This window comes from Ruegeria sp. YTSA064, from assembly GCF_059610325.1.
The window spans coordinates 55,406-80,647 of record NZ_JBXWNK010000007.1 but is presented as its reverse complement, the minus strand read 5'-3'; the positions used below and the strand labels follow the sequence as shown (position 1 = coordinate 80,647).

27 protein-coding genes, 1 tRNA gene and 1 pseudogene are annotated in these 25,242 nt (G+C 55.4%); 7 read left to right on the top strand and 22 right to left on the bottom strand.

Annotated elements, in window-relative coordinates:
• Positions 1-31 precede the first annotated feature (31 nt).
• Positions 32-988, top strand: a complete 957-nt coding sequence (hemC, locus tag AC2FI7_RS11915) for a hydroxymethylbilane synthase (RefSeq protein WP_496816070.1) — start codon at positions 32-34, stop codon at positions 986-988.
• 236 nt (positions 989-1,224) lie between these two features.
• Here the strand turns inward: hemC and AC2FI7_RS11910 are convergent, their stop codons facing one another.
• The 7 genes from AC2FI7_RS11910 to AC2FI7_RS11880 form a co-directional block, all read right to left on the bottom strand.
• On the bottom strand, positions 1,225-3,459 hold the full coding sequence (locus AC2FI7_RS11910; RefSeq protein ID WP_496816069.1) for a CHASE2 domain-containing protein: 2,235 nt from the start codon (positions 3,457-3,459) through the stop codon (positions 1,225-1,227).
• A 48-nt stretch (positions 3,460-3,507) separates the two neighbouring features.
• On the bottom strand, positions 3,508-4,506 hold the full coding sequence (locus tag AC2FI7_RS11905) for a FecR family protein (RefSeq protein WP_496833405.1): 999 nt from the start codon (positions 4,504-4,506) through the stop codon (positions 3,508-3,510).
• A gap of 271 nt (positions 4,507-4,777) precedes the next feature.
• Positions 4,778-4,960: a hypothetical protein gene (locus AC2FI7_RS11900; RefSeq protein ID WP_010443565.1), complete on the bottom strand. Its 183-nt coding sequence runs from the start codon at positions 4,958-4,960 to the stop codon at positions 4,778-4,780.
• Between the two features lie 13 nt (positions 4,961-4,973).
• Positions 4,974-5,174 carry a hypothetical protein gene (locus AC2FI7_RS11895; protein WP_139056638.1) on the bottom strand — a complete coding sequence of 67 codons (201 nt, stop codon included), beginning with the start codon at positions 5,172-5,174 and terminating at the stop codon, positions 4,974-4,976.
• A complete protein-coding gene (locus AC2FI7_RS11890) occupies positions 5,156-5,443 on the bottom strand; it encodes a hypothetical protein (protein ID WP_050806489.1) in 288 nt (95 codons plus the stop codon). Before AC2FI7_RS11890 ends, AC2FI7_RS11895 begins: the two co-directional genes overlap by 19 nt.
• 75 nt (positions 5,444-5,518) lie before the next feature.
• Positions 5,519-5,677, bottom strand: a complete 159-nt coding sequence (locus AC2FI7_RS11885; RefSeq protein WP_010443563.1) for a hypothetical protein — start codon at positions 5,675-5,677, stop codon at positions 5,519-5,521.
• Positions 5,678-5,688: 11 nt separating this feature from the next.
• Positions 5,689-6,369 carry a GntR family transcriptional regulator gene (locus tag AC2FI7_RS11880; protein WP_010443562.1) on the bottom strand — a complete coding sequence of 227 codons (681 nt, stop codon included), beginning with the start codon at positions 6,367-6,369 and terminating at the stop codon, positions 5,689-5,691.
• Between the two features lie 78 nt (positions 6,370-6,447).
• Here AC2FI7_RS11880 and AC2FI7_RS11875 point away from each other — a divergent pair, with 78 nt between their 5' ends.
• Entirely contained in the window at positions 6,448-7,512 is a 1,065-nt protein-coding gene (locus AC2FI7_RS11875; RefSeq protein WP_010443561.1) for an AbrB family transcriptional regulator, read from the top strand.
• Between the two features lie 124 nt (positions 7,513-7,636).
• Here AC2FI7_RS11875 and AC2FI7_RS11870 read toward each other — a convergent pair.
• A pseudogene (locus tag AC2FI7_RS11870) lies at positions 7,637-7,864 on the bottom strand (NAD(P)-dependent oxidoreductase); the annotation flags it as partial.
• A 292-nt stretch (positions 7,865-8,156) separates the two neighbouring features.
• Between AC2FI7_RS11870 and AC2FI7_RS11865 the strand changes: the two are divergent.
• A tRNA-Ser gene (locus AC2FI7_RS11865) sits at positions 8,157-8,246 on the top strand.
• A gap of 116 nt (positions 8,247-8,362) precedes the next feature.
• On the opposite strand, the gene AC2FI7_RS11860 is transcribed toward AC2FI7_RS11865, so the two are convergent.
• From AC2FI7_RS11860 to AC2FI7_RS11835, 6 genes are read right to left on the bottom strand one after another with little or no spacing between them, the layout of a single operon-like run.
• On the bottom strand, positions 8,363-9,112 hold the full coding sequence (locus AC2FI7_RS11860; RefSeq protein ID WP_010443560.1) for an ABC transporter ATP-binding protein: 750 nt from the start codon (positions 9,110-9,112) through the stop codon (positions 8,363-8,365).
• 1 nt (position 9,113) lies between these two features.
• Positions 9,114-9,962, bottom strand: a complete 849-nt coding sequence (locus tag AC2FI7_RS11855) for an ABC transporter ATP-binding protein (protein ID WP_010443559.1) — start codon at positions 9,960-9,962, stop codon at positions 9,114-9,116.
• Positions 9,959-10,870, bottom strand: a complete 912-nt coding sequence (locus AC2FI7_RS11850) for an ABC transporter permease (protein WP_010443558.1) — start codon at positions 10,868-10,870, stop codon at positions 9,959-9,961. The genes AC2FI7_RS11855 and AC2FI7_RS11850 overlap by 4 nt, the downstream gene beginning before the upstream one ends.
• Positions 10,867-11,925, bottom strand: coding sequence for an ABC transporter permease (locus tag AC2FI7_RS11845; RefSeq protein ID WP_010443557.1), 1,059 nt, complete (start codon positions 11,923-11,925; stop codon positions 10,867-10,869). The genes AC2FI7_RS11850 and AC2FI7_RS11845 overlap by 4 nt, the downstream gene beginning before the upstream one ends.
• A complete protein-coding gene (locus tag AC2FI7_RS11840) occupies positions 11,926-13,521 on the bottom strand; it encodes an ABC transporter substrate-binding protein (RefSeq protein ID WP_010443556.1) in 1,596 nt (531 codons plus the stop codon).
• A gap of 35 nt (positions 13,522-13,556) precedes the next feature.
• Complete coding sequence (locus AC2FI7_RS11835; RefSeq protein WP_010443555.1) at positions 13,557-14,612, bottom strand: dipeptidase; 1,056 nt, start codon at positions 14,610-14,612, stop codon at positions 13,557-13,559.
• A 122-nt stretch (positions 14,613-14,734) separates the two neighbouring features.
• Between AC2FI7_RS11835 and AC2FI7_RS11830 the strand changes: the two genes are divergently transcribed.
• The gene (locus tag AC2FI7_RS11830) at positions 14,735-15,649 is read left to right on the top strand and encodes a LysR family transcriptional regulator (protein ID WP_010443554.1); all 915 of its coding nucleotides are present in this window, start codon (positions 14,735-14,737) and stop codon (positions 15,647-15,649) included.
• A gap of 88 nt (positions 15,650-15,737) precedes the next feature.
• On the opposite strand, the gene rplT is transcribed toward AC2FI7_RS11830, so the two are convergent.
• The 5 genes from rplT to pyk all read right to left on the bottom strand — a co-directional run bounded on the left by rplT (position 15,738) and on the right by pyk (position 20,194).
• Entirely contained in the window at positions 15,738-16,103 is a 366-nt protein-coding gene (rplT, locus tag AC2FI7_RS11825; RefSeq protein ID WP_010443553.1) for a 50S ribosomal protein L20, read from the bottom strand.
• A gap of 15 nt (positions 16,104-16,118) precedes the next feature.
• Positions 16,119-16,319, bottom strand: a complete 201-nt coding sequence (gene rpmI, locus AC2FI7_RS11820) for a 50S ribosomal protein L35 (RefSeq protein ID WP_010443552.1) — start codon at positions 16,317-16,319, stop codon at positions 16,119-16,121.
• Between the two features lie 183 nt (positions 16,320-16,502).
• A complete protein-coding gene (locus AC2FI7_RS11815) occupies positions 16,503-18,053 on the bottom strand; it encodes an alanine/glycine:cation symporter family protein (protein WP_010443551.1) in 1,551 nt (516 codons plus the stop codon).
• 14 nt (positions 18,054-18,067) lie between these two features.
• On the bottom strand, positions 18,068-18,505 hold the full coding sequence (locus AC2FI7_RS11810) for a universal stress protein (RefSeq protein ID WP_010443550.1): 438 nt from the start codon (positions 18,503-18,505) through the stop codon (positions 18,068-18,070).
• A gap of 243 nt (positions 18,506-18,748) precedes the next feature.
• Positions 18,749-20,194 (bottom strand): pyruvate kinase, encoded by a 1,446-nt coding sequence (pyk, locus tag AC2FI7_RS11805; RefSeq protein ID WP_010443549.1) that lies wholly within the window; start codon positions 20,192-20,194, stop codon positions 18,749-18,751.
• A 118-nt stretch (positions 20,195-20,312) separates the two neighbouring features.
• Here pyk and AC2FI7_RS11800 point away from each other — a divergent pair, with 118 nt between their 5' ends.
• The 3 genes from AC2FI7_RS11800 to AC2FI7_RS11790 all read left to right on the top strand — a co-directional run bounded on the left by AC2FI7_RS11800 (position 20,313) and on the right by AC2FI7_RS11790 (position 21,796).
• A complete protein-coding gene (locus AC2FI7_RS11800) occupies positions 20,313-21,050 on the top strand; it encodes an N-formylglutamate amidohydrolase (protein WP_010443548.1) in 738 nt (245 codons plus the stop codon).
• Between the two features lie 88 nt (positions 21,051-21,138).
• The gene (locus AC2FI7_RS11795) at positions 21,139-21,378 is read left to right on the top strand and encodes a DUF6868 family protein (RefSeq protein WP_010443547.1); all 240 of its coding nucleotides are present in this window, start codon (positions 21,139-21,141) and stop codon (positions 21,376-21,378) included.
• A 103-nt stretch (positions 21,379-21,481) separates the two neighbouring features.
• Positions 21,482-21,796 (top strand): DUF1244 domain-containing protein, encoded by a 315-nt coding sequence (locus AC2FI7_RS11790; RefSeq protein ID WP_010443546.1) that lies wholly within the window; start codon positions 21,482-21,484, stop codon positions 21,794-21,796.
• A 266-nt stretch (positions 21,797-22,062) separates the two neighbouring features.
• Here the strand turns inward: AC2FI7_RS11790 and AC2FI7_RS11785 are convergent, their stop codons facing one another.
• From AC2FI7_RS11785 to dgcN, 3 genes are all read right to left on the bottom strand, one after another.
• On the bottom strand, positions 22,063-22,923 hold the full coding sequence (locus AC2FI7_RS11785; RefSeq protein ID WP_010443545.1) for a D-amino-acid transaminase: 861 nt from the start codon (positions 22,921-22,923) through the stop codon (positions 22,063-22,065).
• Between the two features lie 35 nt (positions 22,924-22,958).
• Positions 22,959-23,924, bottom strand: coding sequence for an N-acetyl-D-Glu racemase DgcA (gene dgcA / locus AC2FI7_RS11780; protein WP_010443544.1), 966 nt, complete (start codon positions 23,922-23,924; stop codon positions 22,959-22,961).
• 75 nt (positions 23,925-23,999) lie between these two features.
• Complete coding sequence (gene dgcN, locus AC2FI7_RS11775; RefSeq protein ID WP_010443543.1) at positions 24,000-25,001, bottom strand: N-acetyltransferase DgcN; 1,002 nt, start codon at positions 24,999-25,001, stop codon at positions 24,000-24,002.
• Between the last annotated feature and the right edge of the window lie 241 nt (positions 25,002-25,242).

The window sequence follows — 25,242 nt, the reverse complement described above, 5'->3', positions numbered from 1 at the left end:
AGGGCAATGTGACGCGACTAAAGCTGTGCACATGAGTCTGATATTGCCTACCCCCGCATCGCCTCTGAAAATCGGTACCCGTGGATCCCCGCTGGCACTGGCGCAGGCCTATGAAACCCGTCAGAGGCTTGGTGCCGCTTTCGACCTGCCTGAGGACGCGTTCGAGATCGTGGTGATTAAGACGACCGGTGACAACCGCGCCATGATCGACGCGGACCGACCGCTGAAAGAGATTGGCAACAAGGGTCTGTTCACCAAGGAAATCGAAGAGGCGATGCTAAAAGGCGAGATCGACATCGCCGTGCATTCGACCAAGGACATGCCGGTGGAACAGCCTGACGGGCTGGCGCTGGATACATTCCTGCCACGCGAGGATGTGCGCGATGCGTTTATCTCGCCGTCATTGAGCTCGATTCACGAACTGCCCGAAGGCGCTGTTGTCGGGACGTCTTCGCTGCGCCGCCGGGCGCAATTGCTGAACCGTCGGCCCGATCTGAACGTGGTTGAGTTTCGCGGCAATGTTCAAACCCGGTTGAAGAAACTGGCCGATGGCGTGGCCGATTGCACCTTTCTGGCTATGGCCGGTTTGCGCCGATTGGACATGAAGGACGTCCCAGCGACCGCCATTTCCACGGTCGACATGCTACCTGCTATTGCTCAGGGCACGATCGGCATTGAAAGACGCAGCGATGACACGCGCGCTGCAGAAATGCTGGCCGCAATTCATCACGTTGAAACCAGCCAGCGGCTCGCCGCAGAGCGCAGCTTGCTGGCCGGGCTGGACGGTTCATGTGAAACTCCGATAGCTGGATTGGCTGAAATCCGAGATGGCCGGTTGCATCTGCGCGGCGAAGTTCTGCGCCCGGATGGGTCCGAGGCCATCAACGATGAGGTAACCGCATCGGTCGATGACGGGATCGAACTGGGCCAGTCCATGGCAGCATCTCTTCTGAAACAAGCTGGTCCAGGTTTCTTCGATTGGCGATAAGGGAAAAATATATACAACTTCAAGGTAATGTGAACTTCTTCACTGTATCTTCTGTTGGATTGTCTAAATATGAGTTTATTCCAATGAGGATGGAAGGTCGGTCTCGAATATATCGAAAGTTTTAGCCCGTTTTTGTTTTAGATAGTATTCGAGGGGGCGAGATTGATCTTTCTGGCGGGGCGCAGTTGAAAATCAGCTGCGCCTCGTTCTTTCTCCAAAGTAATCGGGTGATGATTCTATGTGGCGCTTTCGCGCAGGCCATTATGATGACTGAATACCGGTTGCGCATGCACCATCTCCGATCGAAAATCCGCAGTACGCCCGGGTAATGTGCCATAGAATGATGTCAGACCCGGCTCGATTGTCGCAGCGAGCGCCGCACATTCTTTGCTTAGGTTCGCAACGTCAAACTGTGACGCCCGCGATCGAACGGCTTCCAATAGCCTAAAATGTGCAGCTTCCAACGCTTTAAACTCTGCGCTGCCCGCCAGTTGCCTATCACCGACCAGTACGTAAACTGGTTCTGGTTCACTTTTGCCTTTCAGGTCAACAAACCCCGCCTCAAGCAGTGCCAGATCAGAGTTTGTGGCCTGCTGTATCGAGTGCGAGACAAGTATGTCGTAATCAACATGTCGGCAATTCTGCTCGATCCGCGCCGCCACATTCACCACATCCCCGATAACCGTATAGTTGAAACGACGCCGCGAACCGATATTGCCGACACAGGCGGCTCCGGTCGCGCACCCGGTGGCGAGGGCAATCGGAGGACGATCGCGCATAATGGAGGAAGAGTTAAAATTCTCTAACGCCACCCGCATTTTCAATGCGGCCAATGCAGCGCGACACGGATGATCATCGACCGGCAGTGGCGCATTCCAGAAGGCCATGACCGCATCGCCGATAAACTTATCGATGGTTCCGCGTTCGACAAGAATCTGGTCCCCGATTTCAGAAAAAAGCGCGTTTAGCAAAGCCACCAAATCTGTGGCGGATACCGATTCGGACAAGGGGGTAAATCCTCGAATATCCGAGAACATCACTGTGATCTCCTGAGTTTCTCCACCCAATTGCAGTTGATGCCCATTGGCCTCCATCTCATCGAGGATCTCGGGCGCTACGTAATGCGAAAAGGTTTGACGGATCACCCGCTTTTCCCGTTCAGTTGAGATAAACAGGTAGCCTGCCAACAACCCGAAATTTGCCATTCCTCCGGCCAAAGGGAAGGTCGCATCAAACAAAACCGATTGATTCTGAAATGAAAGCCAGCTGATAAGGATCACCACCATTGCCGCTACGCCGCCTGTGACAAATGATGCAACCGCTCCAAAGTTGGACATCACCACGGTGACAACAATGCCAAGAATCACAAATGCCACCAGTTCCAGCGCGGCGGTCACATCAGATCTGCTGAGCAAATCACCAACTAAAATCTGTTCGATAATCTGCGCGTGAATCGAAACGCCTGGTACGGACTCACCCAACGCTGTCTGGTGCATATCGAACAAACCGGCCGCAGACGTGCCCACCAGTATGATATGACCCTCGATTTCTGATCGAAGCGCCGGATCATCAGGGTTTTGCATGATTGCATCTGCCGACAGATATAAATCTGGCTGATCTTTTCGATACCTGACCCAAACCTCGCCATCTTCAGTTGTTGGCAGTCGAAAATCTCCGATTTCGACCGCAAGTACGATCCCTTCTTCCTCTGAAGAGCCCTCGACCAGAATGTAAGGGGCATCCAAAGCAACTCTCAAAGCTTCGATGCCCAACCCCGGCAGCGCCCCGTCTGGCCCACCCCACAAGGCTGGGACACGTCGCACGACGCCCATCCCCCCAATCGGTGAAACATTAACACCGCCAATTCCCGCGGCGCTGCGGTCAAGAGGTGGTGCAATTGGTGTCCAGTATGGCACCGAGACCAAACCCGCCGTCGGGTTTTCTCCAATCTCGACGATGCCGGCCTTGGAACTGATCTGACTACCTTCCTGGGATGTTCGGGCGGCGGTGCCCAGTACGACTGGCCAACGAGCAACCTCTAGCCCAAACATGACATCGTAGTCGGCTTTTTGCGCATGACGCTCAACGGTCAGAACCCCTGCAAGCGCCGGGTCATTGAGCAATCGCGCGGGGGAATACCTGTCAGGCTCGGCAAACAGCATATCAAATGCTATGGCCGCCGCGCCGTTTTCACCTAGATTTTGAACCATCTGCGCCAACAATGTGCGCGGCCAGGGCCATTGACCCCAGTTAGCCAATGACTGCTCGTCTATATCCAGAACCTTAACCGGTAATTCGGGGTTGTATTCCCTTGGCGAGATGCGCTGAAGCACATCGAAGTAGATCAGGCGAGACATACGTACGGGGTAGGGGTCCAGAATTCTTATAAAGCAACCCAACACGATCAGCGCCAAACCAGCCAGGCGAAAACCCAGTCGTCGACCAATTCTGGCTTTGATCTTACCCGCCACATTCGCCTCCTTGGCGCTGGGGGAAAAATAGGCTTGCGATGTCTTCACCTACCTGTTTGCGGCTGCGGACGCGTTGCCTCTATCACCCGGGCTACCACTATTCCCCTTGCCATGCCCGGGACCTTTGCCTTTGCCAGGGTTCCCTGTTCCGCCTGAAGGTCCGGTTCGACCAGCAGGATTTGAACCGTCCCCTTGGCCAGAACGATTTGAGCTGACGTCTGGTTCAGGCTCTGGCGCTGGGGGTTCCGGTGCCGGAGGTTCAGGTTCCGGTTCAGAAGTTTCAGCTCTGGACACCCTCGCCACTTGGGTCTGGATGACCCTTTGAGGTGCCGCGCTTCGTTGAACCGGAATGTCTGATTGCCGAATCGCAAGAGGAACAGATTCCCTAGCGCATCCGCCAAAATCGACCTGAAGCGGACTCAGCAGATCCCTTTGCGACTGAACGAATGGAAAGCCATTCTTAAGTGCCAACTCATATTGTTCCTGGTCGACGGGGCGACCAACATTTCCACCCTGTGAAGTCGCGAACAGGCTGCACTGGCGCCCGGTCGAGCGGCACCTACCCGATCGACTGCACATGCGGACCTTACCTTCCAATACCAGCATGGCACTTTGCTTACCCGGGACAACCCACATGTCGAAGGTTGTGCCACGAACGGCCATGGTCGCTGTGGGGGTTTGTATGGAATAGGCTCTTTTCTTACTTTTACCCGAAATGAATCGAAAACTGCCACCCAAGGCCTGAACCGCGAAAGATTTTGCTTTCTTTTTCCCGCGCAACATTGAGACATCCAGCACCATTTGCGCATTCGGGCCGATTGCGATCTTGGTATCATCTACGAACAACAACTGTACGACGCCGGATCGGTCGGTAGAAATGGTATCTCCGGAAACAACTTCCATCCCTTCACGCAGACGTATCTTTTTGCCAGCGCGAACTACATCGGCACCCTGCTTGGCACTCAATACCTTTCCGATAGAGGCAGTAACCGATGCCGGTAATGCAGCCAGAACCATGAAAACAAAAAACAATCTTAACCAGGCCAAACCCAAGTCCCCCTCCCCCAAAAGGTACCCACTGGGATGTTAAATCACCCCTCGCCCGATATCTGTCGCCTCAGAGAGCTAAATCTGATTAGTTATTCAACCCATTAAATCTAGACAAATATGCGCTCAAACCGGTGCATTTGGCAAGCATCGGGGTATTTGCCTGCGTTTCCCGCGTTTTGAAATCTCTTATCCAAGGCTCGGTACAGCCACATCATTGGATTTGATCAACGGTTCTCAGAGAAACTTTTCAGCCGCAAAATGTACGGTGTCACGTCTGTGCAGCGGCAAGACATCCCCAGATCGCACAATGCTTGGGCCAGACATTCTCGACCTGGTCATAGAACCGCTGGGCGTGCTTGTTTACGACGATGGAAATCGGCATGCTGTCCAGGCGGTGACGATGCCTCCGGCGAACATTGGCGCGCGCCTGTCGATGGCAACGGCGTGTCATTGGGCCGAGTCTCCTACACTTTCCACGCCCTGACCCAGAAGGTCGGCAATACCACGCCGCAGCATTGAGCCGTTCCCTTGATCAGGAAGTTCTTTGCAGGCTCGCCCCATACGCGGATCAACCAGTTGGTATCCGCCTGAGAACCGCCCAAAGAGCGATCACGGCCTTTGGCGAAATCCGGTGGGATTCCCCAACTTAGGTGTAATCCACCCATTGGATTTTATCGTCAGCCAGCTCCAACTGCGGGACAGTGGCTTTACACAGAATTTCTACCGCCAGACCAACCGCGGTCCGGTAATCTGCATTCTCCAGAGACTTAACGCCCCCCATGAAGAACGTATTGCTCCGGGACAATGATAAGGTTCCAGACAGCGAAGGTTGGAGCCGGACAACCCGCTCCTCAACCCACGACAGGCATTCCTCGGACACGCAGATCGCCAGGCGGGCCAGATGCTCGTTAGTTTTCCCGTCAGTGGCCTTCAACAGATCAAACAGAAATTCGTGCTCGTTGTATTCCTCGGTCAGAGGCCCCAGCGGTCCAGAGTGCGCGTCGAGAAATTAGAATGTGTAGCGCGTATTGCCACCACGATAGCGTTTCGGTGCTGTCTCGAGGATCAAAAGCCCGGCCCCTGCCTCGGCGACTGTCATCGCATCGCAGAGAGCTGCGTTCACACTCTCAACCAAAGCGATGCCGCAAGCTTCGTTTTGAGCGGCCATATCGAGATTACCTACTGGGTTTCGTCTCTCCTGCGGTCGCGTTCCTGCAATGCACGGATGCGCATCCGTTGTGCGGCCTGAATATGCGCACGCATCTCCGTCTCAGCAGCCGCACCGTCGCGAGCGTTCAAAGCCGCCATAATGCGCCGATGCTCGGCCACCGCAGCCTCGGCCCTGTCACCATCTAACAGTTGAGACGGCCCGAGGACCAGCAGAGCCTTTTGCAAGGATAACATTGATTTTGCCAGAAACCGGTTCTTGGCTGCATCCAGCAGCGTCGCATGAAAAATCCGGTTGATCCGCACAGCGTCTGGGCCCGTGCCTGCCTCCGCCAGTCGATCATTCAGAACCTCAAGCTCATCCAGTTCGACACCTGACGCAGCGCGGGCGGCCAAACGGGCAGCTGTCCCCTCAAGCACCGCGCGCATTTCATAGAGCTCCATCACCTCCGCATAATCCAGACTGCGCACTGTTGCGCCCTGCCGTGGAACATGGGTCACCAATCCGTCAGCCTCCAATTGACGGATCGCCTCTCGCACCGGGGTGCGGCTAACTCCCAATCGTTCAGACAACTCTATTTCTCGCAGGCGTTCACCCGGCAGAAGATTGCCTTCGCGAATATCGTCCAAAAGACGTTGGTACGCGGAATAGCCTTGCGGGCCGGGCTGTAAGGGGTCGTCCTGTAGTGTCACATTAGGCTCACTTGTCTTATTGCATCCTGCTGTATACAGTTGAATACACAACGAGTCAATAACGCTGGAAAACGTTCCGTGCCCACGCAGACCAACACACTGCCTCTTCTGACAAAGCGGGCTGTAACATTCGGCCTTGCACTTATTGGCACCGGAGTTTTCTGGACGTTGAATCTGCCGCTGCCCTTTCTGTTTGGCCCGATGAGCGCCTGTCTGATTGCGGCCCTCGCGCATGCGCCGATGGAAGGGTTCGGGCAGGTGTCAGTGGCAGCGCGCACCATTCTGGGTGTGGCGGTGGGCGCATCAATTACACCTGCCCTATTTGCAGAATTGCCTAAAATGGCCGCGTCGATTGCACTGGTCCCATTTTTCATCCTGTTGATCGCGCTGATCGGCGTACCATTCTTCCGCCGGGTCTGGGGTTTCGATAGGACAACCGCATTCTATGCCGCCATGCCCGGCGGCTTGCAGGACATGATCATCTTTGGGACCGAAGCTGGAGCCAACCCGCGCACTTTGTCGCTGATCCATGGCACGCGCGTGCTGATCATTGTGACGCTGGCCCCGCTGTTTCTGACCGTGTTTTATGGCGCCGAACTGACAAACCCGATCGGAGAACCCGCACGCGACCTGCCGCTGCACGAACTGGCCCTGATGGTGCTGGCCGCCTTTATCGGCTGGAAGGGTGGCGAGCGTATTGGCCTGTTCGGCGCATCGATCCTGGGGCCGATGATCCTGACGGCTGCTTTGTCTCTCGGGGACTTCATCCATACACGACCACCGCGCGAGGCCATCTTGGCCGCACAATTCTTCATTGGTTGCGGAATTGGCGTGAAGTTTGTCGGTGTTACCTGGGTAGAGTTGCGCAAGGTCGTGGCCGCGGGCTGCGCTTACGTGGTTGTGCTGGCCGTGCTGGCAGCGGCCTTCACAGCTGTTGTCACCACGTTGGGGTTTGGCAAACCGGTCGAGGCGTTTTTGGCCTTCGCACCCGGCGGGCAGGCCGAAATGACGGTTCTGGCCATCGTCTCAGGCGCGGATCTGGGCTTTGTGATCACTCACCATCTGACAAGGATCGTGTTGGTGATCATCGGTGCGCCCATCGCCGCAAATCTCATTCTGCGTTGGTTCAAACCTCGGGGTTGATCATATGGATCGGCGCGCCTTCTGTATAAGCGTTTAGCTGATCGAAGATGTCAGCAAACTGCAGGTCGAACTCATCTTCGGTCACAAAATCGATATGCGGCGTCGCGATCAGCCTGGGATGTGCCTACAACGGATCGTTCGGGTCGGTTAGTGGTTCGGTATCGAACACATCAAATGCGGCTCTGCCAGGGCGACCGGCGTTGAGCGCTCCAAGCAAGGCACCTGGAGTGATCAACCCGGCCCGCGACGTGTTAACGAACAGCACGCCCGGGTGCATCTGCGCAAAATCCGCTGCGGTTATGAAACCTTGCGCGTCCGGTTTCAGGCGCATATGGACCGAGACGATATCGCTGTCGGCAAAAAACCCTCTCTTATCAAATCAACCTAATCTGTCCCATGGGCGCTGACGTCAGACACGGCGATGCCGAACGGGGATTCGATGCGTTGTGGAGTTTCGAACCTGGTGGTCGAGTGGTGTGTCGCTGGGAATTGCTTCAGAAAACAAATCCAATTCTTGCCCATAATCCACGTAAGTCGGTGTGTTTTACCGTGATTTCAACGGGTTCACCAATTTTGTCGGAGTAAGGCACAAAATGGAAATTTCGCCTTGTATTCCCGGCGCTTGCAAGGATATACCCGTCGGCGGAGACGTGGCCGAGTGGTCGAAGGCGCTCCCCTGCTAAGGGAGTAGGCCCGGAAGGGTCTCGAGGGTTCGAATCCCTTCGTCTCCGCCATAATCTACACGACAATCAAGACCCTTTAGGTTTCCGAGAAGTCGTGTGAAATCAGCCGCAAATACGCTCAAAGCACTTCGCCAGATAGATGTACGCCAACCAGCGTTCGTATCTCGTCAAACGGCGACCGAGGCCTGCAGCAATTCTTGCGAGTACGGGTGTTCAGGTGTGCCTACACGCAGCGTTTCAGAGGACATGACCTCAACGATCTCACCATTTCGCATAACTGCCAGTTGATCGCACATATGCGCGATAACTGGAAGATCATGGGATACCATCAAATATGTCAGCCCGCGTTGTCTTCGCAAATCCGTCAACAAGTTCAATACTTCTGCCTGAACGCTGACATCCAGAGCTGATGTGGGTTCATCCAGCAGCAGGATGTCCGGCTCGCCTGCCAACGCTCTGGCGATAGCGACCCTCTGACGCTGCCCTCCGGATAACTGATGTGGATACCGAAACCGGAAGCGCTGCCCGAGCCCAACATCGTTCAGCAGACCTTTGACCCTTTGATCGATATTATCTAGTCCGTGCAGATGCAGAGTTTCACTGAGCACCTGATCGACGGTGTGCCGCGGGTGAAGCGAGGCGTATGGATCCTGAAAAACCATCTGCACGGTTCTAAAAAACCTGCGATCTCGCTTGGCCCCGGACAACGCTTCACCTTCGACTCGGATAGTACCAGACCATTGAGGCGCCAGACCGGTTATCGCGCGGAGGATGGTAGATTTGCCCGAGCCGCTTTCACCCACAAGACCAAAGCTCTCACCCTGGTTAACACTAAGACAAGCACCCTTAACCGCATCTACGCGGTCATGCGCGTGACCAAACCAGACGTTCAGATCGTTGATTTCTAATGCGGTCATTTCAACCCCTCACGCTGGGCGCGTCTGACCAGGCGGGATCGCGGGTCAGAACACTCAGATGCGCACATTTCTCATCAAGACGCGGGAGCGAATTCAGCAGCCCCTGAGTGTATGGGTGTTGCGCCTGGTGCAGCTTATCTGCTTCGCAGACTTCGACAATCCGTCCCGCGTACATGATGAGGACACGGTCGCAAAACTCGGACACCAGGTTGAGGTCATGACTGATGAAGATCAGGCCCATGCCCCGTTCTTTGACCAATCCGTCCATGATGTTTAGCACCTGCCGCTGAACACTGACATCCAACGCCGAGGTCGGCTCATCCGCAATCAGGATCTTAGGGTTCGGAATCAGCATCATCGCGATCATGATGCGTTGCCCCATACCTCCTGACACTTCATGCGGGTATGCCCGCATTACCCGTTCGGGATTGCGGATCGAAACATTCTCCAACATTTCGATCGCCATTTTTTTGGCGCGCGATTTAGAGCCGGAATTGTGCTGAAGATACGCCTCCATCAACTGTTCGCCTACCGTGACCACCGGGTTTAGAGAGAACTTGGGGTCCTGCATCACCATGGAAATCTGCTTGCCGCGCACGCTGCGCATCTCGCGCTCGGTGAGCTGCAACAGGTCACGTCCCTCAAGACCGATGTGGTTGGCTTCGACGATACCGGGCTTTCGGATCAGGCGCAGGATGGCCCTCCCTGTCATCGACTTACCGGACCCGCTTTCGCCAACGATCCCCAGCCGTTCACGCCCCAACGAGAATGACACTCCGCGGACCGCATCAAACACGCCCTGACGGGTAGGGAAGCGAACCCACAGGTCTTCGATGTCGAGTAAGTTCATTGCCCACCGTCCTTTGGATCAAGCGCGTCCCTTAGCCCGTCCCCCAACAGGTTAAAGGCCAGCGAAACTGTGAAGATTGCAAGCCCTGGCACCGTGGCAACCCACCAGTGATCAAGGATGAACCTACGCCCTTCGGAAATCATGGCGCCCCATTCCGGGCTTGGAGGTTGCGCCCCTAGTCCCAGAAACCCAAGGCCGGCTGCGGCCAGAATGATCCCGGCCATGTCGAGTGTGACCCTTACGATCAACGATGAAATGCAAAGTGGCCAGATGTGCCGGGTGATGATCCGCAGTGGCCCAGCCCCTTGAAGCCGGATCGCATTGATATAGTCGGTCGACCGGATCGTAAGCGTTTCTGCCCGCGCCATGCGCGCGTATGGCGGCCATGCAGTCAGCGAGATCGCCAAAACCGCGTTCTCGATCCCTGCCCCGAGCGCGGCTACAAAAGCCAATGCCAGAACAAGTCGCGGAAAGGCGAGGAAGATATCGGTGATGCGCATGAGGATCACATCTGCCCATCCGCCAGCATATCCCGCGACGGTTCCGACCAAAAGGCCCGCGACCGGAGCGATAAGCGCCACCAACGCCACAATGTACAGCGTTATCCGCGCGCCATAAATCAAGCGTGAAAGAATATCTCGCCCTAGGCTGTCGGTCCCCAGCAAATGTCCTTCGGCGCCGATAGGGAGCAGTCGGCTGGACAAATCCTGAACAAAAGGATCTTGCGGTGCGATGATAGGAGCAAAAACCGCAGTCAGCACGAGGATAACTAGGATCGCCAACCCAACCATTGCCATCGAGTTTGATCGCAGTGTCAGCCAGCCTTTGTACAGGCTGGCCAGTCTGGCGTGGCGTCGGGATGTGGGTTCGTCGGTCAGCAGCCACTGACGCAAAGTCATGTCGCTCATTTCGACCTCGGATCAAAGAAACGGTAGAGAAGGTCGGAGAATATGTTCAGGCAGATAAAGATCAGCCCGACCACGACTGTTCCTCCGAGGACGGCATTCATGTCGGCACTCAGCAAAGCGGTCGTGATGTAGCTGCCGATCCCCGGCCAGCTAAAGATGATCTCGGTCAGAACCGAGCCTTCAAGCAAATTGGCGTAGCTCAGTGCGATGACCGTAATGAGTTGTACGCGAATATTCTTGAAGGCGTGACGCCAAATCACCTGCCGTTCTGACAGGCCTTTGACGCGGGCGGTAATGACATATTCAGCTGACAACTGTTCCAACATGAAGGATCGCGTCATCCGGCTGATGTAAGCCAGTGAGTAATACCCCAGCAAAGCAGCGGGCAGGATGATGTGAGACAGCGCGTTGCGGAAGACGTCCCAATCCTGGGCGATGGCACTATCCACCAAGATCAAACCGGTACGCGCGGGCACAATATCTTCGTAGAAGATATCCAACCGACCCGGTCCCCCAACCCAGCCAAGAATTCCGTAGAAGACCAGAAGCCCCATAAGCCCCAGCCAGAAGATTGGCATTGAGTAGCCAACAAGCGCGACCACACGGGCGATCTGATCGATCCAGGACCCCCGCTTCACGGCGGCAATCACACCCAGTGGAACACCTAGAAAGATGCCAATCATCACACCCAAAGTCGCCAATTCCAGCGTGGCAGGGAAGACACGTGCGATGTCTTCGGAAACCGGACGCGCATTCAGCAGCGAGTTGCCAAAGTCTCCGTGCAGGACGTCCCAAAGATAATACCCAAACTGCACCAGCAGCGGTTTATCGAGGCCAAGCTGTTGGTAGACTGCATCATAAGTCGATTGCGAGGCGCGCTCACCTACGATCGCCAGCACCGGATCAATCGGCATGACGCGGCCGATGATGAAGGTCACGAACAGCAGACCCAACATCGTGATTGCAATGGTACCAAGAGTTTTCAGGATACTCTTGATCCAATGGATAAGAGGCGCCGAGCGGCGCCCCTCAGATGGTCTTTCGGCCAGAGCCATTTACTTGGTCACCTGCCAATACGACGCCGATGTGATCGCCTGACCGGTCGAGAAATCCGTTACGTTTTCACGCAATGCCGATTGCTCAATTTGCTGGAACATCACGACAAATGGTGATGTCTCACGGAATTCAGCCTGGATTTCCTTGTACATACCGGCACGTTTCACGGTGTCATTCTCAACCACAGCCGCATCTGTTTTCTCTGTCAGCCCGCCGGTATCCCACGAATTCCGCCACGCCAACAGACCAGTTGCATTGGCCGCATCCGAGTTGTCAGGATTATAGGCAAACGTCCCCGCGTTGGTTTGCGGATCAGGATAGTCCGGACCCCATGCGCCAAGATAGACGTCCAGTTCCCGTGCGCGATACCGCGCCAGAATTTGTTTGGCAGTACCGACAGTAATATTCATCGTGATACCAACCTGACCCAGCGCATTTTGCAGCGACTGAGCGATCTCAATCCGCTCTTGCGCTTCGCGCACGCCAACTTCGATCTCAAGCCCACTTACACCAGCTTCATCCAGCAACGCTTTGGCTTTTTCGACGTTGAAGCTGAAGGGATTCTCATCGGAGGCACCAAGATAGGTTTGCGGCAGGAAGTTCTGATGGATTGTGTACTGACCCTTCAGGAAACTGTCGCGCATCCCTTCATAGTCGATCAGGTATTTGAAGGCCTGACGGACCTGAGGTTTGCTGAGCTCTGGGTGCTTCTGGTTTAGTGAGACATACATCAGACGGCCCTTCAACTCGTCTGAAATCTTGACGCCAGCAACTGATGATACTCCTGCAACGTCTTCGGGGTTCAGGTTGCGGGCAACGTCGATATCACCACGCTCGAGCAGCAAGCGCTGGCTAGCGCTTTCTTGAACGTGACGGACAACGACGCGCTCCATCGCCGGGGCACCCAGATAGAAATCAGGGTTGGACTGTAGGGTCACGCTTTCATTGGGCTTCCAGCTCACCAAGCTGTAGGCACCGGAGCCCGCCGTGTTGGTCTTAAGCCACTCGTTGCCCAGATCTCCGTCCTTGTTGTGTTCCATCACAGTCTTCTTATCGACGATGCCACCGATGGTCGCGGTCAGACAGTTCAGAACGAAGGATGTCGCGTAGGGCTTGTCGGTTGTGATCGTCAGAGTGTTGCCATCCGCAACAATCGTTTGCTCGACGTTTTCCGGCGTGAACCCAAACTGGGTAAGGATAAAGGCCGGAGTTTTGTTCAGAATGATCGCACGGCGCAGCGAAAACTGTACATCCTCAGCAGTCACCGGGTTGCCGGAATGGAAGGTCAGCCCTTCCCTGATCTTAAATGTGATGGACTTGCCATCCTTAGATACATCCCAGCTTTCTGCGACGTCGGGCTGATAGCCAGCATCCAGATCAAGCGGGTCGAAGTTGACGAGCTTTTGGTAGACATTCCGACTGACGTCCGATCCGGCAAATTCAAAGCTTTCAGCGGGGTCCAGTGTTGTGATGTCGTCAATACGGTTCGCGATCACCAACATGTTTGGCGGCGTTTCCGCGATTGCCGAAGTCGAGGTCACAGCCAGCGCCAATCCCAGCGCCGCACCGGTAAGCAATCTATTAAATGCGTTCATTTTGTCCTCTCTGTCATCAAGTTATTCACTAACGGTTACGATCCCCAAGTCTTCTCAAGTACACGCAACCAGTTTTCATGGCAGAGCTTCTTAATGAGCTCTTCGCCGTATCCATGGGTTTCCATGGCATCTCTCAATCGGGGCAGCATCGCTACGTCGGTCACATCGTCTGGAACCACGGCCCCGTCATAGTCCGACCCAAGCCCGACCCGGTCCTCACCCAAGATCCCGATCAGGTGATCTAGGTGCTTCAGAACCTGTGTCAGCGGCACGTCAGAAAGCATTCGCCCATCCTCGCGCAGAAACGCGGCGGCAAAATTCAGTCCGACCATCCCGTCGCTTTCTGCGATTGTGCGAAGCTGATCGTCTGTCAGATTTCGAGCGTGCGGGCAAATGGCGTGCGCATTCGAATGCGTTGCTACCAGGGGCGCATCTGAATATCGCGCAACGTCCCAAAAACCTTTCTCATTGAGATGAGACAAGTCCAGCATGATCCCAAGCGCGTTGCAGCGTTGGACAAGTCGCAGACCATAATCGGTCAACCCCGGACCGGTGTCTGGCCCTGATGGATATCTGAACGGCACACCGTGCCCGAAAATGTTTGGCCTGCTCCAGACCGGACCAAGCGAGCGCAGCCCCGCAGCATGAAAAACGTCGAGCGAATGCAGATCGGCATCAATCGCTTCGGCACCTTCGATATGAAATATCGCTGCCATCCGACCCTGCGCCAGACAATCCCGGATATCTGCGACTGAGCGTGCAACACTCAACGCGCCCAGCCTTTCCAGTTCCAACAATATGGCAATCTGGCTCAGTGCTGCCGGGAAGGCGTCTTCAGCATCTATCTGATCGGGAAGCGGCAGGTCATATCTGGGCTGGACCATCTCTTCCATCTTGGCGTCGACATCCATTGGCGACGGCACCCACACGGCAAAGAACCCGCCGCCAAACCCACCCTCTTTGGATTTGACCAGATCGATTGCGCCTTCCAGGCCGCTCAGAAATTGGCCCGCTTCTGAAACACCACCGGTCGAAGCCAACTTGGACAACACATCATTGTGCCCATCGAAAATGAGTGGGAAGGTGTTCAAAGCCGTATCACCCGAATTAAGTATCAATCCGATACACGCTAACAGACGTTATCGTCATGATTGTAAAAAAATTCAATGAGTTTTACTCATAGAGCTAGTCGGATTCATGAGGGCGCAAGTCGATGAAGAAAACACGCAACTGGCACTCACTACCGGAGTATCAAGCCTTGCGGGCCCTCATGCAGGCAGGAACCACTGCCGCCGCTGCACGACAACTGGGCCTGTCTCAATCAGCCGTCAGCCGATCTGTTGGCAGTCTTGAATCCCGGCTTGGGAAAATACTGTTTGAAAGGGATGCGGGCAGACTACGCCCGACGCAAGAGGCCGTGCGATTGAACATGCGTCTCGATCCCTTGTTCGAAGCTCTCGACCGGATCGATGGACCGGGTGAAACCGTCCAGGAAACGTTACGCCTTGTCGCTCCTCCAAGTTATGCCCACCGCTATATCGTCACGCTCATCGCCAGTTTCATACGTGGAAATCCGGGTTTTTTTGTGAACCTGGAGGTGACGACCTCAGACATGGTGACATTGGGCGTATTGGAAAACCGCTTCGATTTGGCGGTAACCGGGATTGAGCAAAGCCGCGCGGGGATCAAACTGATACCGTTCAGGGAATCGCCAGCAGTTTGCGTAATGCGACCCGAACATCCACTTGCCCAACGCAGTGCGCTCGCCCCCGCAGATCTGCATGAACAAGATCTGATTGCATTGACATATCGCCACGGCAGACGCGGGCAGCTTGATCGATTACTGCATCAGGTACGAGCGGAACCCAGAATTGTCGCCGAGGTTTCGACCTCATTCGCAGCAGCCGATATGGCTCGGGAGGGCCTTGGGTTGGCTGTGATCAATCCCTTTCCGGTGTACATGTATCGATCACCGGACCTGACTTTTGTCCCGTTTGAAGCGCCCATGCGATATCGTGGCCACTTCGTCATTTCGGATCAAAGGCCGGTTCCTAGAATCGCCCGCGCATTCATGCGACATCTTCGGCTAAACACGCCATCGGACCCATTCTCCGATAAAAATTTGTGAGGCGGTTGGGCTTACGACCCGGTTTGTTAAACCAAAAAAGCCGCTCCCTGCAGGAGCGGCTTTGATTTCACTGTCTCTGAGACGAGGATCAGGCGGCCAGGGCTGCCTGAGCTTTGGCGACGATCGCGCCGAACGCTTCCGGTTCGTGCACGGCCAGGTCAGCCAGAACTTTGCGGTCCACTTCGATACCGGCCAGGTTCAGGCCATTGATGAAGCGGGAATATGTCAGTGCTTCGTCATGCGAACGCACAGCAGCATTGATACGCTGGATCCACAGCGCGCGGAAGTTGCGCTTGCGATTCTTGCGGTCGCGGGTTGCATACTGGTTGGCCTTGTCAACGGCCTGAGACGCAACTTTGAATGTGCTCTTGCGACGACCATAATAGCCTTTTGCGGCTTTGATGATCTTCTTGTGACGGGCGTGGGTTACGGTTCCACCTTTAACGCGGGACATCTCTCAAATCTCCTCTTAGCGGTCGTAGGGCATGTAGCCCTTGACGATCTTGGCGTCGGGGGCGGACAGGGTGGTGTTGCCACGGGCATCGCGGATGAATTTCTTGGTCCGCTTGATCATGCCGTGACGTTTGCCGGCCTGGCCAGCAAGGACCTTACCGGTCGCAGTCACCTTAAAGCGCTTCTTGGCGCTCGACTTGGTCTTCATCTTAGGCATTTCCGTCTCCTTTTCCGGGTTCGGTTTCAGACGCGACTCGGCATGCCATCTCGGCCGGTCACGCGATCAGAAGCGCCGTTTACGCAAGTTCGGTCATACTGGCAAGGGGGTTTGGGTCAGAATCTGCGATTTTCACGGGCAGACTGAGTACCGGGGCGACGCGCGCCGCCCCGGTGGTATGGTTTAATGTTCGAATTTGCGGATTTCGCCGCTCTTCAACCGTTCTGCGTAGGACGCCAGCTCCTGGCGCACCACTTTCATCAGGAAGTAGAGCGCGAAGACGTTCACAACCGCCATCGCAAAGATCGCCGCATCCGAGAAGTCGATGACCGGACCAAGGTTGGCCGCAGCGCCAATGACAACGAAGATGCAGAAGATGACCTTGAACACCAGTTCCTTCGTGTGGCCCTCACCGAACAGGTAGGTCCAGGCCTTGAGGCCATAGTAGGACCAGCTGATCATGGTGGAGAAAGCAAACAGCACCACGGCAATAGCCAGAATGAACGGGAACCAGCTGAACGCGCTGCCGAAGGCTGCCGAGGTCAGGCTGACACCGGTGTTACCATCAACAGTTGCAATCGCGTTACCCGCTTCGTTCAGCATGTAATTGCCGGTTTCCGGATCAACGATCAATTGCTGGGTGATGATGATCACCAGCGCGGTCATGGTACAGATCACGACCGTATCGATGAACGGCTCAAGCAGAGATACAAAGCCCTCGGTAATCGGCTCTTTGGTCCGAACAGCAGAGTGTGCAATCGCTGCAGACCCGACGCCTGCCTCGTTCGAAAACGCCGCACGACGGAAGCCCTGGATCAGCGCACCGACCATACCGCCAGCCACGCCGAGACCAGTGAAGGCACCCGCGAAGATCTGGCCAAAGGCCCACCCGATCTGATCCGCGTTCATCAGGATGATTACCAGCGCCGCAGCCACATACATCACGCCCATAAAGGGCACGACTTTCTCGGTCACGCGTGCGATAGATTTCAGGCCACCCACGATCACTGCAAACACGATGCCCGCGAACACCAGACCGGTGATCCAACCGGGATAGTCTCCAACGATGCCTGCGATCTGCTGGTGCGCCTGGTTGGCCTGGAACATGTTGCCCCCGCCCAAGGCACCGAGGATACAGAAGATCGAGAAAAGAACCGCAAGGATCTTACCACCCGGCAGGCCCAGTTCGTTGAACCCTTTGGACATGTAATACATCGGACCACCGGAAACGGTGCCATCCTCGTATTCGTTGCGATACTTCACGCCCAGCGTACATTCGGTGAATTTCGACGCCATACCCAACAGACCCGCGACGATCATCCAGAAAGTCGCACCCGGCCCGCCGATGCCGACGGCAACCGCAACACCGGCGATGTTGCCAAGCCCAACCGTACCGGACAAGGCTGTAGCGAGCGCTTGAAAGTGGCTGACCTCACCCGCATCGTTCGGGTCAGAGTAGTCGCCTTTCACCAGGCTGATCGCATGGCTGAAAAAGCGCAACTGCACGAAGGCAAAATACAGTGTGAACACAGTCGCCGCTACAACCAGCCATCCCACGATCCAGGGGAAACCTGTCCCGGGGAAAGGTGCAAAAATAAAACTTACAAATGGCCCGGTGAAGTCTGCAAATGCCTGATTGATCTTGTCGTCCAGCCCAACCGCTTCCTGAGCGGCGGCAGGACTCGCAGCCAGAGCGGCAAGCGCAGCCAAACCAAGTTTGTTTTGAATACTCATCATCTACTCTCCCCTCAATTCACGACCGTGACGGGAACGTCGGCATGCATGACAAGGTTCTGCGTGGAGCTGCCAAACAGGCGCTTCTTGAACCCGTCAGCCGAAGCCCGACCAACAACGATCTGTGATCCACCGTTTTCGACCGTGATCGTGTTCAGTGTTTCGGCGACATCTCCGTGACGCACGATACCTTGGGCTTCGAATCCTGCTGCCTTTAGCGCCTCGACCGCTGGCGCGATGATCCGCGATGTAGCCAGCTCTACCTCTTCCTCGCGCCTCTTGTGGCGCATAGCATTTTCTTCCGGTGTCTGGAATGTGAAAGGCGACCATTCGATGACATAAACAACCAGCAGCTCGCATTCTCCGATACGTCCGGCCAAGTCTTTGGCGAAGGCGATCGCGCGTTCTCCGGTTTCTGTCCCGTCCAGTCCAATGACAATTTTCGTTGTCATGTCGTTCCTCCGTTGTGGTTTGTTTGACCGGGGCCCGTGCCCCCGGCAGAGCAGCCGGAACCTGGAACTTGTTTGAGTAGACTGCCCTAGAGGCAAGTATCCCCAAAAACACGGAAAAACAGAGAAGTAATTTTGAAATGCAACCAACAATCGATCATCTAGTTGAAATTGCTAATTTATTTCAGCCTAAATTTTAGGCAGATCGTAAGGTATCAAAATAAATTGTTGATATTGGGTCGCAACTTAACCCGGATCGGTGTTGTAAATCAGCCGTTCATCACACGGAGCGATACGCAAAATATTGGTCGTTCCAGGGACATTAAACGGCACGCCAGCGGTGACCACGATCTGATCAGTCTCGGCCGCAAAGCCACCCGAACGAGCCGCGCGAGCCGCACTGACCACCGCGCCCTTGAACCGTTCCTGCTCGGGGGTCAGAACACAATGGCAGCCCCAGCTCAAGCAAAGCCTGCGTGCGGTGCCAGTGGCCGGAGTCATCGCAATTATCGGCACACCGGGACGCTCGCGTGCAGTAAGCAACGCGGTTGTACCACTTTGAGTGAAACAGCAGATGGCCTTGATGTCCGTCTTCTCCGCGATTTCGCGCGCGGCTGCCACGATTCCGTCCGCGATGGTCGTGCCCTTGGCAGTTCGTGAGGCCGCAATGATCTGGTGGTAGGTTGGATCCGCTTCAACCTCGATGGCGACCTTATTCATGGTCTGGACCGCTTCGATCGGATAGGATCCAGCCGCGGATTCAGCGCTAAGCATGATTGCATCGGTGCCTTCATAGATGGCGGTTGCCACGTCCGAAACCTCGGCCCGCGTTGGCATCGGGCTTTCGATCATGCTTTCCAACATCTGTGTTGCAACAATCACGGGCTTCGCTGCAGTACGACATTTGCGCACCAGACGCTTCTGAATCGGCGGCACAGCAGAAACGGGCAATTCTACGCCCAGATCACCACGTGCAACCATGATCCCGTCCGAGGCATCAAGGATGTCATCAAAGGCTTCCACTGCGGCAGGCTTTTCGATCTTGGACAGGATCGATGCGCGACCATCTGCCAGCGCACGTGCTTCGAAAACGTCCTTGGCACGTTGCACGAAACTGAGCGCCAGCCAGTCCACGCCCAACTGGCAGACAAATTCCAGATCGTCGCGATCCTTGTCAGACAGCGCCGCCAGCGGCAGAACCACGTCCGGAACGTTCACACCTTTTCGGTTTGAGATCGTGCCACCTACTTCGACTGTGCAGTGGGCAAAATCCTGACCGCAATCCTGCACGATCAGACGAATCTTGCCATCATTGACCAGCAGGCGCGCACCCGGCTCCAAAGCAGCAAAAATCTCGGGGTGCGGTAGACAGACCCGGTTGATATCCCCCGCTGCCGGATCAAGGTCCAGACGAAACGCTGCGCCCTCTTCCAGCCCTTCTGCGTCATTGGCAAACACACCAACGCGCAGCTTCGGCCCTTGAAGATCGGCCAAAATTGCAATCGGGCTGTCCAGATCCTTTTCGATCTGCCGGATGATCCGATGCCGTTCGCGGATTTCATCATGGCTGCCATGGCTCATGTTCAGGCGAAACACATCGGCCCCTGCCTCGTGCAGAGCGCGGATGGTGTCATAGTCGTTAGACGCCGGTCCCAGCGTCGCCACGATTTTCACATTTCTCAGGCGTCGCATTGATCAGGCTCTCCTTAAACGCACGAATGTTACCGCAAACATTGCTTGGGCCGCTTATTGCGCAATTCCCTTTCCAACGCAACTGTCCTACACCTGCGACAAACAAGATGACAGGCTCATGACTTATTCTCCGTTTTTTGTTCACGGCGCGGATCGGCCGTCGCGTTGGCTAATAACTTGCGACCATGCAACCAACATGGTCCCACCCGATATCAATGACGGGGACCTGGGACTGCCGCGCGAAGACATGGAACGGCACATCGCTTACGATGTGGGCGCCTACGAGGTGTCGAAGCATCTGGGCGAGATTCTGAACGCCCCAGTTATCGCAGCCAATTTTTCGCGCTTGGTGATCGACCCCAATCGCGGTGAGGATGATCCGACGCTTCTGATGAAGCTTTATGATGGTTCGATCATCCCCGGCAATCGCCACGCCGATCCAGTTGAGAAGGAGCGGCGCCTGAATATGTGCTATCGTCCTTATCACGATGCGCTGGCACAGCTTGCAGGCCTGCCTCATGCGGTTATCGTCTCAATGCACTCCTTTACGCGCCAGCTACGCGGTCGCGATCCCCGACCCTGGCATATCGGCGTCCTGCACACTCCGGATGAGCGGTTCTCACGCCCGTTAATCAACCGACTGAATGCCGAGAGTGATCTGTGCGTCGGTGTAAATGAACCCTATACCGGCGTTCTACCCGGTGATGCGATCGACAAACATTGCACAGCATTCGGTCGACCCAATGCATTGATTGAGCTGCGCAACGATCTGATTGCGGATCACGAGGGGCAGCACCATTGGGCCAACCGTCTGGCCGTTGCACTACAAGACGCGCTCGTCGAAAGCAGGCTGTGACACAGTGACGTAGCAGATTGTTTTTTGTTCCCCATAATGTTGGGAGCGCTTTGGCCAATACCCATATTTTAGGCGAAAGGAGACGAATATGACGCAGGAATTCCTGACGACTGTCTTCGGTTGGATGACGGTTCTGAACATCGGTGTTTTGCTCTTCAGCACCATGATGGTCTTGGCTTTGCAAAACTGGATTGCAGATGTGCATGGTAGAATGTTCCAGATGGAACGTGCTGACATAAAACGCGCTTACTTCCGGTATCTTGCGAACTACAAGATCCTGACCCTGGTTTTTTGCCTGGTGCCATGGTTGGCACTGAAACTCTCCTAAATACCGGATCGGCCAATTCAAAGGCCTTTGTATTCATTGTATCGAAGCCTGCGGATTGCTAGTTCAGCCTCAGAATGTAAAAACACCTACTCGGAGCCAGAATATGGACAAGCAAACCGAAATCGAACTTCAGGCCGCTGCGTTCCGTCGTTTACAGCAGCACCTGATGAAAGACCGCACAGACGTCCAGAACATCGACATGATGAATCTGACCGGGTTTTGCCGCAATTGCCTGTCGCGCTGGTATCAGGAAGCCGCTAATGCAAAAGGCATTGAAATGGGTAAGGACGAAGCGCGCGAGATTTTCTATGGCATGTCCATGGATGAATGGAAGGCCAACTATCAGACCGATGCCAGCGCCGAAAAACAGGCCGCATTCAAGGTTGCGTTTGAAGAGAATGTGACGAAGAAGAGCTGACGCTCGACGCCGGAAGAAACCGCCTTCTCTGTGTAAACCTTCCACCGGGGATTTTGCTGATCATTCGAATACGGGTTCATAATCAGTGACACCTCAGTGATCCGTAAAAACCCAACATGACGGTTTGTTCACGGCACCAACATCCCGTGAAACCACAACACCCTCGCAATATTTTGCGAGGGTGCAGGAATAACGGCAAATTGCGCCGCGCGTCGCATTTGAGTTCATACCATTGCTGACAACGAGACTAGATATAACTACCTCTTCTAGATCGCCGCCTTGCGGCTTTCGTCCAGATAGATCTCGCGCAGACGTTTGGCGATCGGACCCGGTGTGCCATCGCCCAGCGCAACGCCATCGATCTCAACCACCGGCATAACGAATGCGCTGGCCGAAGTGGTGAAGGCCTCATCGGCTTCTTTTGCTTCGTCGATGGTGAAAAGGCGCTCTTCGATCTCCATCTGTGCCTCGGCCGCCATGCGCAAAACCGCCTTGCGGGTGATGCCGTGCAGAATGTCGTTCGACAGCGGACGGGTGACGATTTTACCGTTCTTGACGAAATAGGCGTTGTTGCTGGTGCCTTCGGTCACATAGCCATCTTCAACCAGCCACGCATCATCGCAACCTGCCTTTTTGGCCATCATCTTGCCCATGGAAGGGTAAAGCAGCTGCACGGTCTTGATGTCACGACGGCCCCAGCGGATATCATCAATCGAGATGATCTTGGCACCCTTCTGCGCTGCCGGACTGTCGGCAAGACCCGGTTTATTCTGGGTAAAGAGAACAAGGCTTGGCTTTGTATCAGCGGCTGGGAAAACAAAATCCCGATCCCCGTCCGAGCCACGAGTGACCTGCAGATAAACCAACCCCTCATCGATTCCGTTCAATTCAACCAGTTTGCGGTGGATTTCCAACAATTCGTCCATGCTGCAAGGCTGAACGATATCGAGTTCATCCAATGAGCGCTTCAGACGTACGGCGTGGCCTTCAAAGTCGATCAGCTTGCCGTCCAGCACGCTAGTCACCTCGTACACGGCATCCGCAAACAGGAAACCCCGGTCAAAGATCGAAATACTTGCTTCGGATTCAGGCAGGTATTCGCCATTCACATAGACGGTACGGGTCATGTCATTTCCTTTTGTTTCCGGGCTTCGCCCGTTCCTTACCCCCAGAGCGCCGCTTCGGGCGGGTGTACTCCGGCATCGTCAAAAATCAGCGGTGTTTCGCGGTCTTCGGCCAACAGAAGCGGCCCGTCAAGGTCTGTAACCATCGCCCCCTGCGCCACCAGTGTTGCCGGGGCCATCGCAAGCGAGCTTCCGACCATGCAGCCAACCATAACATCATAGCCCTCAGCCAATGCAGCCTTGCGCAATTCTAGCGCCTCGGAAAGACCGCCGGTCTTGTCCAGTTTGATGTTCACCACATCATATTTGCCCTTGAGTGCAGGTAGGCTTGCCCGATCGTGACAGGATTCGTCAGCACAAACCGGCACTGGGCGATCCATCCCGATCAGGGCATCATCCTCACCAGCTGGTAAGGGCTGTTCGACCAGAGCCACGCCCAGGCGCACGAGATGCGGGGCAAGATCTGCATAGACTTCGGCAGACCAGCCTTCATTAGCGTCAATAATGATCTTCGACTTTGGCGCCCCAGCCCGGACAGCCTCGAGTCTCGGCATATCATCGGGTGTTCCCAGCTTAATCTTAAGTAAGGGGCGGAAAGCGTTCTCGGCCGCTTGAGCACGCATCGCTTCGGGCGTGTCCAATGACAGCGTATAGGCTGTTATTTCAGGCCCCGGCGCAGCGATTTCAGCAAGCTCCCATGCCCGTTTGCCCGTGCGTTTCGCTTCCAGATCCCAAAGTGCACAATCCACCGCATTCCGCGCCGCGCCAGCAGGCAACAGGTCCATCAGGGAATAGCGCGAAAACACATCGGGTAGCCCGGCTATCTCGGCCTCGACCGACTCCAGTGTTTCGTCATATCGGGCATAAGGCACACATTCGCCCCAACCATGGTGCACACCGTCCGAGATACGGACCGTCAAAACTTTTGCCTCGGTACGTGAGCCGCGCGAGATGGTGAATACCTGCGCCAATCGAAACACATCGCGAGAAACTTCAATTTGCACGCGCCTGCTCCTCTATTTTTTGACAAATACGCCCGCCGGCGACGGACTGCTCCGCCTCCAGCGAGAGTGCTTAGATCACAGTGTGGCCAGCGCATCCACTAGTTTACCGGCTCCAAAGCGGTAGGGATCGGTCGCCGGGATGCCCATCTCGGTCTCAACCTTAGTGATATAGGCAAGCGCATCTTCTTCGCTCAGGTGCTGGGTGTTGATCGACACGCCTGCAACCTGACACTCTGGGTTTGCCACGCGCGCCAGCGGCAGTGCTGTGTCACGCAACTGCTCCAGCGTCGGCAGTGAATACTCAGGCAGTCCGCGCATATGGGTCCGGGTAGGTTCGTGGCACAGGATCAGCGCATCGGGCTGCCCGCCATGGATCAGCGCCATGGTCACACCCGAATAAGACACGTGGAACAGGGAACCCTGCCCTTCGATGTGATCCCAGTGATCCGGATCATTGTCCGGTGTCAGATACTCGACCGATCCTGCCATGAAATCCGCGATAACGGCATCCAGCGGTACACCCTGCCCCGTGACCAGAATGCCCGTCTGACCTGTAGCACGGAACGTGGATTTCATACCGCGCTTGCGCATTTCGGCATCCATCGACATCGCCGTATACATCTTACCGGCAGAGCAATCGGTTCCAACGGCCAGGCACCGTTTGCCGGTACGCTTGCGGCCGTTTGCAATCGGGTAACCAACAGTCGGCACACGGACGTCGTGCAAGGTGCATCCATGGGTCTGCGCAGCCGCAACCAAATCACCTTCGTCACGCAGCAGGTTGTGCAGGCCAGATGCCAGATCATAGCCCATTTCCAACGCTTCAATCAGAACTTCTTTCCAAGCTTCGCTGATGATCCCACCTCGGTTTGCGACACCAATGACAAGTGTCTTGGCGCCAGCGGCTTTACCTTCGGCCAGTGACATTTCCGTCAGGCCCAAGTCGGCCTTGCAACCCTCCAGCCTGATTTGACCAACAGCATTCTCAGGACGCCAGTCCCGGATGCCAATAGCCACTTTGGCCGCCAACAGGTCGGGCGCATCGCCCAAAAACAATAGGTACGGTGTCTCGATCATCGCGCTGCACTCCTTTGATTCTGGCCTAAGCTAGAGAACCGAATTGACGAGGGTTTCTCGATTTCTCCTTCCAAGCCACCTATCGGCAGGATAATTTCGTGCCCTGAAGCAAATATGCGCAAAAATCTTCGAAGTTTTCAAACTGATCAAAGTTTAAGCATCCTTTTGTGTTTCAAATTTTGTTCATTCTGCACGCGCATTGCCGCAGCTGCACAATCACGCTTGCGCTGCGCTGCGCAAT

What these genes read in the sequence shown, in the direction of transcription:
- hemC (WP_496816070.1), top strand. Translation starts at nt 32, where the DNA reads ATGAGTCTGATATTGCCTACCCCCGCATCGCCTCTGAAAATCGGTACC.
- AC2FI7_RS11840 (WP_010443556.1), bottom strand. Translation starts at nt 13,521, where the DNA reads ATGAACGCATTTAATAGATTGCTTACCGGTGCGGCGCTGGGATTGGCG.
- AC2FI7_RS11785 (WP_010443545.1), bottom strand. Translation starts at nt 22,923, where the DNA reads ATGACCCGTACCGTCTATGTGAATGGCGAATACCTGCCTGAATCCGAA.
- AC2FI7_RS11795 (WP_010443547.1), top strand. Translation starts at nt 21,139, where the DNA reads ATGACGCAGGAATTCCTGACGACTGTCTTCGGTTGGATGACGGTTCTG.
- AC2FI7_RS11810 (WP_010443550.1), bottom strand. Translation starts at nt 18,505, where the DNA reads ATGACAACGAAAATTGTCATTGGACTGGACGGGACAGAAACCGGAGAA.
- rplT (WP_010443553.1), bottom strand. Translation starts at nt 16,103, where the DNA reads ATGTCCCGCGTTAAAGGTGGAACCGTAACCCACGCCCGTCACAAGAAG.
- AC2FI7_RS11855 (WP_010443559.1), bottom strand. Translation starts at nt 9,962, where the DNA reads ATGAACTTACTCGACATCGAAGACCTGTGGGTTCGCTTCCCTACCCGT.
- AC2FI7_RS11815 (WP_010443551.1), bottom strand. Translation starts at nt 18,053, where the DNA reads ATGAGTATTCAAAACAAACTTGGTTTGGCTGCGCTTGCCGCTCTGGCT.
- AC2FI7_RS11830 (WP_010443554.1), top strand. Translation starts at nt 14,735, where the DNA reads ATGAAGAAAACACGCAACTGGCACTCACTACCGGAGTATCAAGCCTTG.
- AC2FI7_RS11860 (WP_010443560.1), bottom strand. Translation starts at nt 9,112, where the DNA reads ATGACCGCATTAGAAATCAACGATCTGAACGTCTGGTTTGGTCACGCG.
- rpmI (WP_010443552.1), bottom strand. Translation starts at nt 16,319, where the DNA reads ATGCCTAAGATGAAGACCAAGTCGAGCGCCAAGAAGCGCTTTAAGGTG.
- AC2FI7_RS11895 (WP_139056638.1), bottom strand. Translation starts at nt 5,174, where the DNA reads ATGGGTGGATTACACCTAAGTTGGGGAATCCCACCGGATTTCGCCAAA.
- dgcN (WP_010443543.1), bottom strand. Translation starts at nt 25,001, where the DNA reads ATGATCGAGACACCGTACCTATTGTTTTTGGGCGATGCGCCCGACCTG.
- AC2FI7_RS11845 (WP_010443557.1), bottom strand. Translation starts at nt 11,925, where the DNA reads ATGGCTCTGGCCGAAAGACCATCTGAGGGGCGCCGCTCGGCGCCTCTT.
- AC2FI7_RS11800 (WP_010443548.1), top strand. Translation starts at nt 20,313, where the DNA reads ATGACTTATTCTCCGTTTTTTGTTCACGGCGCGGATCGGCCGTCGCGT.
- pyk (WP_010443549.1), bottom strand. Translation starts at nt 20,194, where the DNA reads ATGCGACGCCTGAGAAATGTGAAAATCGTGGCGACGCTGGGACCGGCG.
- AC2FI7_RS11850 (WP_010443558.1), bottom strand. Translation starts at nt 10,870, where the DNA reads ATGAGCGACATGACTTTGCGTCAGTGGCTGCTGACCGACGAACCCACA.
- AC2FI7_RS11885 (WP_010443563.1), bottom strand. Translation starts at nt 5,677, where the DNA reads ATGGCCGCTCAAAACGAAGCTTGCGGCATCGCTTTGGTTGAGAGTGTG.
- AC2FI7_RS11790 (WP_010443546.1), top strand. Translation starts at nt 21,482, where the DNA reads ATGGACAAGCAAACCGAAATCGAACTTCAGGCCGCTGCGTTCCGTCGT.
- AC2FI7_RS11900 (WP_010443565.1), bottom strand. Translation starts at nt 4,960, where the DNA reads ATGACACGCCGTTGCCATCGACAGGCGCGCGCCAATGTTCGCCGGAGG.